General features: G+C 74.3%; 8 protein-coding genes. All 8 read right to left on the minus strand.

The window, feature by feature from the left end; all coding sequences use genetic code 11:
- Positions 1 to 2 precede the first annotated feature (2 nt).
- The 8 genes from AB0I72_RS14470 to cobC all read right to left on the minus strand — a co-directional run bounded on the left by AB0I72_RS14470 (position 3) and on the right by cobC (position 15,311).
- Positions 3 to 1,289, minus strand: a complete 1,287-nt coding sequence (locus AB0I72_RS14470; protein ID WP_358567498.1) for a metallophosphoesterase family protein — start codon at positions 1,287 to 1,289, stop codon at positions 3 to 5.
- A 133-nt stretch (positions 1,290 to 1,422) separates the two neighbouring features.
- Entirely contained in the window at positions 1,423 to 2,469 is a 1,047-nt protein-coding gene (locus tag AB0I72_RS14475) for a DUF4192 domain-containing protein (RefSeq protein ID WP_358567501.1), read from the minus strand.
- Between the two features lie 348 nt (positions 2,470 to 2,817).
- Positions 2,818 to 4,179: a GGDEF domain-containing protein gene (locus AB0I72_RS14480; RefSeq protein ID WP_358567504.1), complete on the minus strand. Its 1,362-nt coding sequence runs from the start codon at positions 4,177 to 4,179 to the stop codon at positions 2,818 to 2,820.
- Between the two features lie 563 nt (positions 4,180 to 4,742).
- The gene (locus AB0I72_RS14485; protein WP_358567507.1) at positions 4,743 to 7,517 is read right to left on the minus strand and encodes a GTPase; all 2,775 of its coding nucleotides are present in this window, start codon (positions 7,515 to 7,517) and stop codon (positions 4,743 to 4,745) included.
- A complete protein-coding gene (locus AB0I72_RS14490; protein WP_358567510.1) occupies positions 7,514 to 9,430 on the minus strand; it encodes a dynamin family protein in 1,917 nt (638 codons plus the stop codon). Before AB0I72_RS14490 ends, AB0I72_RS14485 begins: the two co-directional genes overlap by 4 nt.
- Before the next feature lie 72 nt (positions 9,431 to 9,502).
- Complete coding sequence (gene cobA / locus AB0I72_RS14495; RefSeq protein ID WP_358567513.1) at positions 9,503 to 10,783, minus strand: uroporphyrinogen-III C-methyltransferase; 1,281 nt, start codon at positions 10,781 to 10,783, stop codon at positions 9,503 to 9,505.
- 286 nt (positions 10,784 to 11,069) lie between these two features.
- Complete coding sequence (cobT, locus tag AB0I72_RS14500) at positions 11,070 to 14,153, minus strand: nicotinate-nucleotide--dimethylbenzimidazole phosphoribosyltransferase (protein ID WP_358567516.1); 3,084 nt, start codon at positions 14,151 to 14,153, stop codon at positions 11,070 to 11,072.
- A 135-nt stretch (positions 14,154 to 14,288) separates the two neighbouring features.
- Positions 14,289 to 15,311 carry an Rv2231c family pyridoxal phosphate-dependent protein CobC gene (cobC, locus tag AB0I72_RS14505; RefSeq protein WP_358567519.1) on the minus strand — a complete coding sequence of 341 codons (1,023 nt, stop codon included), beginning with the start codon at positions 15,309 to 15,311 and terminating at the stop codon, positions 14,289 to 14,291.
- Positions 15,312 to 15,485: the final 174 nt, after the last annotated feature.

The following is a 15,485-nucleotide window of genomic DNA, read 5'->3' on the forward strand; positions in this document are numbered from 1 at the left end:
CTTCACCGGCCCAGGGTGTCGGTCACCCGCTTGCCGCGCTCGTCCCTGGTGATCGTGAAGCTGTCGACCACCTCACCCTCACGGGTCTTGGCGACGTAGTCCAGGCGGGTGCCGTCGACGGACACGATCTGGTACGTCTGGGTCTGCCCGCGCTGCACCCGGGCCTCGGCGCCGTTGTCGACCCAGACGGAGTCGTCCACGCGGTACATCTTCGGCCCGGTCACCGCGACCACGTAGACCGGGCCGGTCTGCACGTCGGGGTCCCCGGTGCGGTTGGCGACCAGATTGCCTCGCCCGTAGCTGTGGTCGTGCCCCTGGAGCACCAGGTCGACGTCGTAGTCCTCGAAGACGTCGAGCCACGTGTCGCGCAGCGGCCCGTTGTCCCGGCCTGGGGCGTTGGAGAACACCGGATGGTGGAAGGTGACCACCGTCCAGCGCTGGGGGTTGTCCTCCAGCACGCCGCGCAGCCACCGCGCCTGACTCCTGAGCCAACCGTCCCGGTCGCCCCCGGGGGCGTAGGCGTAGTTGCTGTTCAGCACGACGAAGCGCACGCCCTGGTGATCGGTGTGGTAGACGGTGCCGTCCAGGGCCTCGTCGTCGGGGCCGTTGCCGGCGCCGGGGAACTGCAGGGGCCAGTGGCCACTGAGGTTCCGCCCGCTGTACTCGTGGTTGCCCGGCGCGGCCACCTGGTTGACACCACCGGTGGCCGCGGGCCCGAAGGCGTCGTACCACTCGCTCCACTGCCGGTCGTCCTCCGCACGGTCGACCAGGTCCCCGGAGTGCACGGCGACCTCGGCGTCGGGGGCGTCCGCCAGCGCGGCCCTGACGGTGGGCGCGGCACCGGCGGTGATGTCGTTCTGCACGTCGCCGAAGTAGAGGAAGCGGAACGGGTCGGGGTCGGCGGCGGCCGTGGTGAAGGTGCGCCAGTCACCGAACGCGCCGCCGTCGGCGTCCCCCACGCGGTAACGGTAGGCGGTGTCGGGTGCCAGCCCGCGAACGGTCGCGCGATAGTGCACACCCGCGGTGCTGCCGGTCCGCTGGCCCTCGACACGCAGGATCGGGTCCGCGTCGGCCGCGGCGGTGACCTCCAGGACGGGCGTGTAGTCGTCGGAGGCACGCCATGTGACGGTCTGGGAGGTGCTCGGGTCGGCGGTGGGCGACAGGGTCACGCGTTCGGCCGTGACAGCCAGCGTGGGCGCGGCACCGGCGGTGACGAACGCCAGGGTCAGGACGGCGACCAGGACAGAACCGTACCGGGCGACCGCGGGCGGCAGAGCGGACGAGCGCATGGAATCTACTCCATATGAGTCGAGTCGGTCACCATAACCGTCATCACGACATTGCTACTGACAGTGGATATACGAATACCCAGAGCATCGACTGTGTGAACTCTCCCCGCCTCCTGCGTCGGCTTCGGGGTGACTACTCGCCCCAGTCCTCCTTCCCCTCCATCCAGCGGGGTGCGGCCTCCCGCCACCGCCTCACCGGCATCCCCCAGGCGAGGGCCCGACTCATGAGCAGCGCCATCGAGTACCCGGGATCGGCGGTCAGAGCCACGTCCAGGGCCGCCGAGGCCAGCTCCCGGTCGTCGCTCTGCCAGGCCGCGACCGCGAGCAGGGAGGCCGGGGCAGCCCGCAGGCGTTCGGGGACGTGTCGCGTGACCCGGCTCCAGAGGCGCCGGTGCACGTCCGCGCTCCGGGCGGTGATCCGCGCCCACACCTCGTCGCGCACCCGTGTCTGCGTCAGGTACACGCCCAGTGAGGCCAGTTCGCGGGGCTCGGCGACCCCCTCCCCGCGGCTCTCCGCCCGTACGGCGGCGCGGACCGTGGGAAGGCCCAGGTCCACCAGGGCGTCGCGGTCGCGGGCGGCACGGTCCCGGGCCAGGGCCTCCACGTCCTCGGCGGCCGCCGCCACATCGGTGGCGAGCGGACCGGCGACCGGTTCGAGGAGGGCCCGCACCCGCGCGGAGTCGGCCGGTGCGGCGTGGACCGATGACAGCGGCGTGATACCGCGCAGGACGGCGTCGGCCGGGGCCGTGGAACGGTCCACGTCGACCACCGTGCCCTCGGGCGGGCAGCAGGAGGGGTCGACGCAGGTGTAGGACCAGTACCGGCCGTCGGTGACCCGAAGGGCGTCGATGACGGCGATCCCCCGCTCCCGCGCCGCGCCCAGCAGACCGTCGACGTGCGGCGTGACCCGCTCCGGCGGGCCGAACGCCACGACCAGCAGGGCGTCGCAGCGTTCGGCGGCGGCGTGGTCGACGGCCGGGGGCGCGCTGCGCGAGCCCGGCGGCACCCCCTCGCCGCCCAGATCCGCGCGCAGCACCGTGTGCACACGGCCGTCCTGGAGCGCCAGGACGACGAGTCCGGGGTCGGGAGGTCCACCCGCGAGGTAGGGCAGCACGGCGATGACGTCGGTCGGGGTGGTGAGCCTGAGCGCGGCCGGAGGTCCGCCCGGAGGGTCGTGCACCGGATCTCGGGAAGGCCCGTCCGGCACCCCGGTGGCCGTGTCCCCGGGAGGGCGGGGACGGGGGATGGGAGAGGGCTCGTGCCCGGGTGGTGAGGGGGCGGCACCGTGCTCAGCGCCGCCGTGGCGGTCGGGGTCGGAGGGGTCTACCGGGTGTCCGTGGTGGTCGAAGCGCATACGTCAACGGTGCGTGATCGGATGGGGGCGCACAATGGCGACTTGGGGGCTGTGGACAACGAGCGCGTCCCCACCCGCGACCGGATCTTCCTCCGGCCCCGCAAGCACCCGGTGGACAACCCGGGACGGCACCGGTGGACCGCCAGGGCACGGCGGTCCCTCCTGGGTCCCGGGTCACTCGACCTCGCCGGAGGGCCCGCCGCGCCCGGACAGGTTGCCCTCCCGCGGCCCGGGGATCGTGCCCGGCGCGCCCGGACGCCCGGCGGGCAGGCACACCCGGTTGCGTCCGGTCTCCTTCGCCCGGTACAGCGCCAGGTCCGCCGCGGTCAGCAGCTCGACCAGGTCGTTGCCGTGCTCGCCGATGACCGCGGCCCCGATCGAGACCGTGATGGACACCGGCACGTCGTCCACCGAGATCTCCATGCACCCGACCTGCGCCCGCAGCCGCTCGGCCGCGTGCCAGGCCTCCGACGTGTCCGACCCCGGCAGCAGCACCACGAACTCCTCGCCGCCGAAGCGGCCGAGCAGGTCGGACTGGCGCAACTGCTGCGCGATGGTCGTCGCCACCCCCAGCAGCACCTGGTCGCCGAACAGGTGACCGTAGTTGTCGTTGACCCGTTTGAAGTGGTCGATGTCGATGATCAGCACGGCGGCCGTCCCCCGGCCCGAACGCGCCCTGGCGATCTCCACCGACGCCTCCTGCTCCCAGGTCGGCGCGTTCAGCAGTCCCGTCTTGGGGTCGGTGCGCGCCGCCATCTGCAACTGCTGGAACAACAGGCTGCGCTGGAGGAGCAGAACCGGCGGAACGGCGATGGCCAGCAGGAACAACGAGAGCTGCGCGAGGATCGCCACGGTCACCCCGACACATAACTCGACGGCGTCGACCGTGCACGCCTCCCGGTCCCACATGGGCCGCAGCGACGCCCCGGGCCCCATGCTGATCCTGGCCGCCAGCGCCACCAGGATCGTGTTCAACACGGTGAACCCGGCGCAGCACAGGACCGCGATCAGCACCCCGGCGCCGGTGGTGAGGCTGTCGTGAGCGTCGGGCGCCCCGCCCAACGCGTCCCAGAGCCCGTCGGCGGCCACGCTGTGCCACACCACCGACGCCAGGAAACCCGACAACCCGATGGCGGTGGCGTTGAAGACCCGCCGATGCGCCAACGCCCGCCTGGCCCGCAGTTGCAGCAGCAGGAACACCGGGACGGGGACGATGATGGAGTACACGGGCGGCAGCAGGAGGACGATCGGGAACCACCACGCCCCCAGGAGGTCCCGGGCCAACCCCGCGGGCACGCCCAGGCGACGGATCGCCTCGACGCAGATGCCCGCGCACACGGTCAGCGCCAGGAAGGTGACGATGTCGACGAGCGTCACGGTGGTCAGCGCCGCCGCCGCACCGAACAGGAACAACGTCGCGAACAGGAGCAACCCCATGTAGACGATCAGGCCCCGAGGCTGTTGGAGGATCGGCCAGCACGACCGTTCCCCGGCGGCCGCGCCCTCCGCCGCCAACGGCTTCTCCGAGATACTCACGGCTCCATCCTCCCTCCCTGCGTCACGCTCCGCAGTCCGACCCCTACACGTGCTACTGATAGGTGAACCACCCCCTCCGGTTCTCCCTTCGACGACCCGATTTCGCGCGGAGTTCCGCGCCGTCGTCACACGGCGACCACCCCGGGGCGCCACGCGCACAGGTGGATACGTCAGCACGGCCCGGCGCGCCACCCCCAACACTTTACATTACGTTGGGTAATAACTTAATTGCTGATTGTATGATCGGCGCAGGCAGAGACTAGATTGACTCGAGGCTCGGGCTTCGTCAGGCGGGGTGGAACCGGGCTTCGAGACGTTCTACCGTAGGATCCGGCTTCGATGGCCGTTTTCGGACACGAGGTGCCGACCGAACCAGGATCCCGCCCCACGAGGTCGACACCGCCCGATCGGAGGAGGACACATGTACAGCACCGTGCAATGGACCTGAGACCCGACACGACCCGGGGGTGGGGGGGGGGGGGGGGGCCCCCCCCCCCCCCCCCCACCCCCGGGTCGTCTGATCGGCCCCCAGCGGGGCCGGTGTGCTCACACCGCGACCGGCCTCACGAGGCCGCCCTCGCCACCTCGTAGGCGGCGCGGAACGCCCGGTAGCGGTCCAACTCGGCCTCCATCGGCTCGACCACCCGCTGGCGCGCGATCTCGGCGACCCGCTCTCCGGCGGCCCGCTCCACCCTCTCGCGCCGCTGCACGGCGGCGACCTCGACCAGATTCCCGCAGCCCACCCCGGTCAGCCATCCGACCAGGAGGGACGCGACCGCCAAGGCACCGGAGTAGGCGACGAACACCGGGGCGTCGAACATCGCCAGCCCGGTGAGGCCACCGGCCAGCCAGCTCACCAGCGCCACGAGCGCCCACGCCAGGCCCAGGCCGGCGGCGGCCAACAGCGCGTACTGCGCCGACCGCGCGACCTTCCACCACGGCGCGGCCCGCTCGGAGGCACCGACCGCGCCCGAGACCGCCTCCCCCAGCTCGGCCGGAAGCTCCGAGACCCCGCTGAGCGCGGCCGCGCGCATGCGACGCCGCCACGGCGCGGGCATCCCCTCCGAGACCCCGTCGGCCGCCTCGCCCAGCACCGTCTCCAACTCCGCCACGTGGGCGTCCACCGGACCGCCCGCGCCCGCGTCGCCGTCGTCGCGCAGGAAGTCGAGCTGGACCGCCGAGAGCGGATCCTTGCGCACCCGCCCCAGCAGTCGGGCCACCGGCCAGCCGACCTCACGCTTGCCGCGCTTGGCGTCGTTGGTCTCGGTGACGTCGGCGACGGCCCTGACCCCGGCCGCGCTCGCCAGGCCGCCACGGACCCGCTCGGCCACGGGCCCGGGGACGGACCCGGGGATCCCGCCCTCTCCGTGGAACTCCTCGAAGGCCACCACGACCTGGTCCAGGTCCGCGACCAGCCGGTCGACCAGCGCCCGGCGCTCACGCACCGCCTCGCCGAGGAACGCGCGCAGATCACGAATGCCCTGGCCGGTGACGGTCGAGGTGGTGATCACCCTGGGGTGCACGCCCGACTCGGTCTCCATCAACCGCCGCAGGTCGGTGAGCAGCTCCTCCAGCTCGTCCGGTTCGACGCGGTCGACCTGGTTGAGGACCGCGACGGTCACCGCCCCGTGCCCGGCCATACGGGCCAGGTACCGGTGGTGGACGGCGGCGTCGGCGTACTTCTGCGGGTCGAGGACCCACACGAGCAGGTCCACCGAACCGATGAGCCGGTCGGCCTCGGCGGTGTGCATGCTGCGCACGGAGTCGTGGTCGGGCAGGTCGAGCAGGACCAGGCCGGTCAGTTCGGAGTTGCCCGCGTCCAGGACGCCGGTGCGCGAGTGCCGGTAGCGGGTCGGCACGCCCAGCCAGCTCAGGAGCGCGTCGGCGCCCTCGTGTCCCCACACGCAGGCGTGCGCCTTGGACGTGGTGGGCCGGGTGACGCCGGTCTGCGACAGCTCCAGTCCGCACAGGGCGTTGAACAGCGACGACTTGCCGCTCCCGGTGCCGCCCGCCAGGGCGACCACGGTGTGCTCGGCGGACAGCCGCAGGCGCGCGCCCGCGTGGTCGAGCAACTGCGCGGAGCGGGCGACGACCTCCTCCGGCAGGTCCTCCTGGCCGAGTTCGGTCAGGGTGGACAGCGCGTCGAGGCGTTCGATGAGCTCGGCTCGCGTGACGGTCGTGGTGGGTTGCCAGTGGTCGTGGACGGTCGGTCGGTACTCGTCGTCGTCCTCCGCGTCGGTCGCCTGGGACTCCGGGCGCTCGGAGGCGTCGGCGGCGTTCGCGGTCGGCTCGGCTCCGGACTCCGGAGCGGTGGCGTCCGCTCCCACCGCGCGGAAGGCGCCGGAGACGGCGGACGGACCCGGCACGCGCCGGGGCAGGGGCCCGCCGTCCTCCTGCTCCGCCGCCTGCGGTTCGGGATCTCCGCGGTCGACCGCGGCACGTTCAGCGTCCGCCGGGGCCGCCCCGGCCGGCGACGCGGCGGACGGAGCCTCGGCGGCCTCCTCGTCGGCGCCGTGGTCCTGCTCGGTCGCCTCACCGTCCTGGCCAGGGGCGGGGACCCACTCCGGCGGGTTCGAGGCCACGGCGGGGAAGGCCCCGGTGTTGCGCCCGGCGATCTGGGCGTCCTCGGCCGCCTCCGCGAGGCTGCCGACCCACCCGGCCAGGCCGTCGGGGTCGTCGCCCGCGTCATCGGCGTCACGGGAGGCGCGGGTCTCGGCGACGCCGCGACGAACGCCGCGCACCCCACGCCGACCCCGTTCGACCCTGGTGCCGCGCATCCCACGGACACCGCGACCCGACGGGGCGGCCTCCTCACGCGCGTCGTCGGGTTCGGCGGGGGCCAGAAGATCCTGGGCTCCGTCCACGCCGGGCTGGCTGTCGTGGTCACCGTGGTCCCCGTGGTCTCGGCGGCCACGGGCAGCGATGCTCTCGGGGTCGGCGCCCGTGTCGCGGTCCCCCCGGGGCGCGTCCGCGCCCCGTTCCTGGGGCACGCCGCCGTCGCCCTCCCGGATCCCGGACACGCGCGCGTGCCGCCCAGCCGGCCTGCGGGGCGCCGCCGGCGCCTCCTCCGCGGGCACCGCGTCGGGATAACCGGCGATACCGTCGTGCGCGGCCTCCCCCACGCCCGTCCCGGCGCCATGGCTCGGCGTGTGGTCGGAATGCTCGGGCACCGGCACGGTGTACCCGCGCCACGGGCCGCTCCCGTCGGAACCGGCCGCGCCGCGCTGGGCGGGGTCGTCGCTACGGTCCTCGGACCCGCCGGTCGGCCGGACCTCGTCCCCTGGTTCGGCGGAACCGGTCTCCCCGGTCGACCGCGTGGGGTTCCACTGAGTCGTCATCGTGCAATCTCAAGGTTGTACGTGGCCTGATACAGCTGGACGGCACTGTCCTCGGACGGGATCCCCGCCGACGCCAGGGTGCTGTCGAAGGGCGCGCGCTCCTGGTCGAGCAGCGCCCTGACGCGTTCGCGCAGGTCGTCGCGGGCCGTCGTGCCCATGCTACGGAGGGACTGGGCCCCGAACAGCCCCTTGAGCAGGCGCTGTGGGGAGGGGCCGGAGGCGTCGGCCGCGTGCGCGCCGCCGCCCGAACGGGAACGTTCGTAGCCGAGCAGGTCCATGATGAGGACGAGCGCGACGATGTCGTGGTCGAAGGTGACGAACCGCGCCACGGACCGCTTGGTCGCCCCGCTGGCCGCGGTCATCTCCGCGATCTCTCCCTGCCACTCGGCGAGTTCCTTGCGGACCCGCTGGGCCAGGAGGCCGCCCCCGGGCAGTTCCGACGCCTTCACGGCCAGCTCCTCGCCGCCGGGAACCTCCCGCCAGCGACCCTCGATCTCGTGACCCGCGCGCTCGGCGGCCGACACCACGAGCGCGGCCAGGGAGTCGCGCACCGCCTCCTCCAGCGCCGCGACCCGCTGCCCCCGTTCCTCGGACTCCGCGCGGCTCCGTCGGGCCCGCCTGCCGCGCAGCCGCAGGCTCCGGGCGAGTTCGCCGCTGGCGGCCACCTCCTGCCAGCGCGCGAGCAGGGACCCGCTCAGCAGAGAACCGTCGGCGAGCCCGGCGTCCACGTGGCGGCGCGCCCCGGCGTAGGACTCGTCGACGGCGCCGCTGAGCGCCCGCCCCACCTCCACCTGCGTCTCCACATGGCGCGCCAGTTCGGGCACCCGGGAGCGGAAGCTGTCGATCACCCCGACGAACGTGCGCCGCGAGACCCGGTCGCGCTGTTCCGCCTCGCCCGCGACGTCCGCGAGGTAGGCGCGGATGTGGTCGGCGACGTTGGCGGTGAAGCGCTCCCCCTTGACCTGGTCGGTCTCGGGGATCGCGAACCGCGCCGCCGCGCCCAGGCCGTTGGCCTCCAGCATGGCCCCGAAGTGGTCGAGGAGCTGGCGGCGGCCCTTGCGCGGCACCCGGGAGAGCACCACGGCCAGGGAGGTGTCGCGATCCCGCGCCACCTGGAGGAACTCCCACACCCGCGCGTCGGCGTAGCGGGTGCTCGTGGTGACGAACACCCACAGGTCGGCCGCGTCGAGGAACGTGGCCGCGAACTCGTGGTGGGCGGCCACCGCGGAGTCGACGTCCGGGGTGTCGAGCAGGGCCACCCCGCGCGGCATGGCCTCGCTCGCGGCGAGCACGAGCATGCCGTCCTTACCCGGCATGGCCAGCCCCTGCTGGCGCACGCGCGGCAGCGCGGGGATGAAGGAGGACTCGCTGAACCAGTCCACGTCGTCCGGATGACACGCCAGGACCGGGCTGTTGGTGGTGGGCCGGCGCACACCGGTCGTGGTGACCTGCTCGCCGACCAGACTGTTGACCAGGGTGGACTTGCCCGCGCCCGTGGAGCCGGCGACGGCGATCAGCAGCGGGATGTCGGGCCGCCGCACCCGGGGAAGGACGTAGTCGGACAGCTGCGCCAGGAGGTCGCTCCGGAGCACCCGGCCCTCCTCGGCGGCGGGCAGCCCGTCGACGAACCTCAGGTCGCGGATCTGGGTGCGCAAGGACTCCAGGACCCGCTCGAAGCGGTCGTCCTCCGGTGCCGGGGCACGGTGCCTGGCCGGACCGGAGGCGGTGGGAGCAGTGGGTCCGGCGGTGGCCGGAGCGGCGGGTCCGCCCGAGCCTCCGTGGGCCGGGGCGTCGGCCACGGGTACGGATCCTGGGCCCGGGGCGGGATGGTCGGAGGTGGCGGCCGGTCCGGTACCGAACCGGTCCGAGGCACCGGAACCGCTGGTGTCCGGTGCGGCCGACGGCCGGGTCATGATCGGTATGCCCTCCTCATCGGTGCTGACGGTCCCCCGCCGCGCGGATGTCGAACGCCGCTGGCGGGGGTCTCACTGGAGATCGCGCCCGGTCGCCAGTCGACGCGTCTCGAACTGGGTCCCCGTGTGCAGTATGTCAAGATCCCGCGCCGTTTTGACCACTTCTCCAATGATCACCACCGCCGGGGGCCGCACCCGGGCCGATCGGACCGATGCGGCGATGTCCGCCAGAGTACCCGTGACCGTCCGCTGCCCCGGCAGGGTGGCCTCCTGCACCACCGCGACGGGGGTGTCGGCGGAACGCCCGTGACCGACGAGCGCCTCGGCGATCGCCTCGATCCGCTCGACGCCCATGAGCACGACCACCGTCCCGCCCGCGCGGGCCAACCCCGCCCAGTCGACGGTGGACCGCTCGTCCCCCGGGGGCACGTGCGCGGACACGATGTGCACGTCCTGGGCGACCCCGCGGTGTGTGGCGGGGATGCCCGCGCTGGCGGGCGCGGCCAACGCGCTGGTCACTCCCGGGACCGCGATGACGGGCACCCCGGCCGCCGCGCAGGCGGCCGCCTCCTCTCCGCCCCGGCCGAAGAGGAAGGAGTCGCCCCCCTTGAGCCGGACCACGAACTTGCCCTGACGGGCACGGTCGACCAGGACCTCGTTGATCCGCTCCTGGGTCATCGAACGCCCGTAGGGGATCTTCGAGGCGTCGACGATCTCCACGTCGGCCGGAAGCCGGTCCAGGAGCGAGGTGGGCGCGAGCCGGTCGACCACCACCACGTCCGCCTGGGAGAGCAGTTGCTGCCCGCGGACCGTGATCAGACCGGGGTCGCCGGGACCTCCACCGACCAGCGCGACACCGCTGAACCGCTCCCGACCGCGCCGGGCGTCCAGGGTGCCGTCGGCGAGCCCGTCGGTGATGGCGTCGCGCAGACCGGCCGCCCTGCGCGGATCACCGGAGGCCACCACGCCGACGGTGATCCCGCCGGCCGTCCCCGTGGCGGGGGTCCAGGCCGAGGAGGAGTGCCGGTCGTCCGCACGCACGCACCAGACCCGGGCGGCCTCGGCCTCGTCGGCGACCGCCGCGTTGACCTCGGGGTCGTCGGTGGCGGCGTGGACCAGCCAGTAGTCGGGGGCCTCGGAGCCCGACACGTCGCCGGGGGCGAAGGGCCGCCGCTCCCACGTGATGCGTCCGGCGGCGGCGAGGTCCTCCAGAGCGGCCGAGACGGCGGGCGCCACCAGGGTGACCCGCGCTCCCGCCTCCACCAGGACCGGAACCCGACGCCCGGCGACCCGCCCTCCTCCGACCACGAGGACGTCCCGGCCCCCCATGCGCAAACCCAGCAGATAGGTCACGGTCGCGCCCCTTCCGTCGTCCGTACCGGCCCCCGGCGACGACGGCGGGGTGCGCGGATGGTGGCCCATCGCGCCGCCGGCGATGTTCGGCGATTGTGTGATTCACCTTGTCAAAGAGGTATTACACCCGGGTAAACCGGTGTGCGCCCCCGATGTGAGCCCGACCGCACCGGGCGGTGCGGTCGCGGGCGGTGCGGGCGGCCCCTCCCAGGAGGTCATACCCCGCTCCCGGCGACACGGCCGGGAGCAGGGGGCGCGGCGGCGCCCGGTGGGCGCGGCCGAAGGGTCAGTCGGCGGTGGACACACCCGCGTCATCGAAGGTGGCGACGTCCCGCAGGGCGCGCGCCGACGCCTGGAGGATCGGCAGGGCCAGCAGGGCGCCCGACCCCTCCCCGAGCCGCATCTCCAGATCCACCAGCGGACGCAGTCCCAGGTGCTCCAGGGCCAGGGTGTGCCCTGGCTCGCTGGAGCGGTGCCCGGCGAAGCACGCCTGGACCGACTCGGGCGAGATCGCCGCCGCCGCGAGGGCCGCGGACCCGGCGATGACCCCGTCGAGCAGGACCGGAACGCCCAGGGCCGCGCCCCCCAGGACGAAGCCGGCCAGGGCGGCGTGCTCCAGACCGCCCAGCCCGGCGAGGGCGCCGATCGGGTCGGCGGGGTCCACCGGGTTGGCCGCCAGGGCGCGCCGCACCACGTCGACCTTGTGCTCGAAGGTGGCGTCGTCCACGCCCGTCCCCCGTCCGGTGGCGGCCTCGGGAGCGGCCCCGGTGAAGGCGCACACCAAGGCGGCGGCCGGGGTCGTGTTGGCGATGCCCATGTCGCCGGTGACCAGGCAGCGGTTGCCCGCCGAGACCAGGTCGCGGGCGACCTCGATCCCGCCCTCCAGGGCCTGGAGGGCCTGTTCGCGGGTCATCGCCGGACCCCGGGTGAGGTCGGCGGTGCCGCGCGCGACCTTGCGCGGCAGCAGTCCGGCCGCCCGGGGCAGGTCCCCGGCCACACCCACGTCCACGACGGTGACCTCGGCGCCGACCTGTGCGGCGAAGGCGTTGACCACGGCGCCCCCGGCGAGGAAGTTGTGCACCATCTGGGCCGTGACCTCCTGCGGCCAGGGGGTCACCCCCTGGGCGTGGACCCCGTGGTCGCCCGCGAACACCGCGACCGCGACCGGTTCGGGGATCGGCGGCGGGCACACCCCGGCCAGCCCGGCGAGGCGGACCGACACGTCCTCCAGGACCCCGAGGGAACCCTTCGGCTTGGTCATGCGGTCCTGCCGGGCTCTGGCCTCCTCCACCGCGCGGGTGTTCAGCGCTCCGATGGCGGCGATGGTCTCCTCCAGCAGGCTCGTGGGCTCCTGGCCGGGCAGACCGCGGCGGCCGTAGCGGTCACGGTGCACCGCCCAGGACAGGGGGCGTCCGCCAGCCGTACCGGCCGGGTCGGCGGGGAACTCCTCGACGTAGCCGACGCAGAGGTAGGCGACCACCTCCAGGTGGGAGGGGAGGTCGAGGACGCGGGCGAGGTCGCGTTCGTCGAGGTGGCTGACCCAGCCGACCCCGAGCCCCTCGGCCCGCGCGGCCAGCCAGAGGTTCTCGACGGCCAGCGCGGGAGAGTAGCCCGAGCTCAGCGGCCGGGCGTGGCGGCCCAGGGCGTGTCGGCCGCCGCGCGCGGGGTCGACGGTGACGGCGATGTTGAGCGGGGCGTCGACGATCGCCTCGACCTTGAGGCCGGACAGCGCGCGGGTGCCGGGCAGGGCGCGCGCGTGGTCCTCGCGCTCGGCCGCGGCCAGGTCGCGCACGCGGGCGCGGAGGCCGGGGTCGTCGATGAGGAGGAAGTCCCAGGGGCGGGCGTCACCGACGCTGGGGGCCTGGTGGGCGGCCTCGAGCACACGGGTGAGCACGTCGTCGGGGACGGGCGCGGGGTGGAAACCGTCGATGACGTCGCGGCGTTCGCTGATGGCCCGGTAGACGGCGTCGCGTTCGGGGCCGCCGTAGGAGTGGGCGGCTGGTGGCTCGGAGGCGGCGCCGACCGGGGCGGCCTGGGGGCTCGGACCGGTGGGCGCGGGCTCCCCGTGGGGCTCGGCGGCTTGCTGTGATCGCACGGTGTTGCTCTGCTCCGCTTCCGTGATCGTGGGACGCGGTTGCTCGGGTCCGGGTGGGGTGGGCTGGGCATGGCGTTCGGGGACGGTGGGGGCCGTGGGGGCGGTGGTCGGCGCGGTCGGCGTGTGGGGGCGGACGCCGCGCTGGGTCGGTGCGCGGTCGCCCGCGCGGAACGGGATGACGTTGGGCCGGGGGTCGTCGGCGGCGGCCGTCGCTGGGGCGGGGGTCTGTCCGCGGCGGGGCGTGGTCGGGGTCGTGGCAGAGGCGGACGCGGTGGGCGCGACGGGTGGGGCCTGCGGGGTCGTTGGGGCCTGCCCTGCGGCGGTGTGCTCCCCCTGGGCCGCACGGGGTGTTGCCGATGCGGTGGGTGGGGCGGGTGAGGCCTGCCCAGCGGCGGTGCCCTCCGCCCGATCCGCGCCGGGTGCGGCGGGTGTGTTTGGTGGGGTGAACGGAGCGGACGCGATGGGCGCGGCCGATGCGCCCGTTGGTGCCTGCTCGACTGAGCTGTCCTCCGGCCCCATGCCGGGTGTGGCAGAGGTGGTCGGTAGGACGGGTGGGGCCAGCGTGGCAGTTGGGGCCTGCTCGGCAGCGGTGCCCTCCGCCCGATCCGCGCCAGGCGTGGTGGATGCGACAGGTGAGGCGGCTGAGGTGTGTACGGCGGCTCCGGACTGTTCGGCGGTCGTGCCCTGTTCTCCGCCAACGGGCTCGCCAGTCATGGCGTCGGCGTGTGCCGCCCCCCGCTGAGCGGGACCGTCCGATTCCGAAGCGGCATCGCCCGGCACCGCCGAGCTCGCCCCGGCGGTGTCGGAGGCCGCTTCGGTGGAGCCCGGTTCCACGGTCGCGGCGTTCCCGGCGTCCCGGTGAGCGGACACCACGCCGTGGACGGTGACCGCCGTCGCGTCATCCTGTTCGTGCGCGGTGGCGTCGGCGGGCGCGGGCTCCGGGGTCGTCTCCGGTGCCTCGGCGGCAGGCGTCGCCGACCTCCGCGAGGCCGCGTTCTCCCGCCCAGGCACCGGCGCGGGCGGGGTCTGGCCGACGGTCGTCGGGATCGGCTCCGTGGGCGTCGGGTCCGCGGGCGCCACCGATGACCGGGGCGGCTGCCGGAACGGATTGGCGCCGCGCCGAGGCTGGGTGGGCTGGGCGCCCCGACCGCTCTCGGGCAGCCCGTCCAGGAGTCCCCCGGCGTCGCCCGCCCCCGTGGCGGATTTCCCACTCCGCTTCCGGGACGACCCCTGCGCGCCGCCGCGCCCGGCTGACCCGTGGTCACCGTTGGTCATGATCCCTCCCCGAAGAGGTGTGTCGACTACCCGTTGCCCGCCTGGTCCGACATAGACCCGTAAGCGTAGTCTGCGACGTTCCTACCGTTCACGCGGGTCCCCGCCCGTCGCGACCGCCCCGGCGCCTCCGAGGACTCACCCGATCAACTCTGCCAGAGCCCGCTCCAGGGCACGGTTGGCGTCGGGGCCGCGCACCGCCACCCGGAACCACTCCGGCCCCAGCCCCGGGAACGTGTCCCCCCGCCGAACGGCGACGCCGCGCTCCCGCAACCCCTGTCTGAGCCCCTCCCCATCCGGCGACCTGACCAGCAGGAACGACGCCCGCGCCGAGGGCACGACCGTCAGCCCCAGCCCGCGCAACGACGACGCCAGACCGTCCCTGTGCCCCGCGAGCTCCACCGCCCAACGCTCCGCCTCCGCGACGGCCTCCGGCGAGCTGCACGCCTCGGTCGCCACCAGCGCCGGGGTGGACACCGACCACAGCGGTTGGGCCGCCGACAACGTCCGCACGAGGTGGGGACCGGCCAACACGTACCCCGCGCGCAACCCCGCCAGCGACCACGTCTTGGTCAGACTGCGCACGACCACCAGCCCGGGCAGGTCCGCCCGGGACGCCAGGGACTCGGGCTCCCCCGGGACGCAGTCGGCGAAGGCCTCGTCCACGACCAGGACCCGCCCGGGACGCGCGAGCGAGGCCACGGCCCCGGCCGGATGCAGCACGGACGTGGGGTTGGTGGGGTTGCCCAGCACGACGAGGTCGGCGTCGTCGGGCACGAGCGCGGGGTCGAGGACGAAGTCGGGCGGGAGCAGGACCCGCCGCACCGCGTGCCCGGCCGCGCGCAGCGCCGCCTCGGGCTCGGTGAACTGCGGGTGCACCACCACCGCGCGACGCGGCCGGAGGGCACGGGCGATCAGGACGAACGCCTCCGCCGCCCCGGCGGTCACCAGGACCTCACCCACGTCTCGCCCGTGGCGGCGGGCCACAGCCGCCCGCGCGGCCGCGGGATCGGGATAGGACCCCAGGGTCGCGAGCGATGCGGTCAACCTCCGCGCGAGCCACTCCGGCGGCGCCGCCGCGCGCACGTTGACGGCGAAGTCGAGCAGTCCCGCGCCGACCTCGGCGTCGCCGTGGTGCCGTAGGTCGTGGCCATCCCGCACGTGCTTCCCCCTCGTCCCGACGACGCCACGCTACCCAAACACCCCACAAGCACTACGAAGACCCACAAGCATCCGAGATCCGGTTCTCCCCAAGAACGCATCACGGCGCGCCGAAACTCCGACGCATACGGGCTTGTGGCAGGATGTCCGCGCCTCCCCTCGCCCCCGGGAAGG

Source organism: Nocardiopsis sp. NPDC049922 (assembly GCF_040660275.1).
In the GTDB taxonomy this organism is placed as follows: Bacteria; Actinomycetota; Actinomycetes; order Streptosporangiales; family Streptosporangiaceae; genus Nocardiopsis.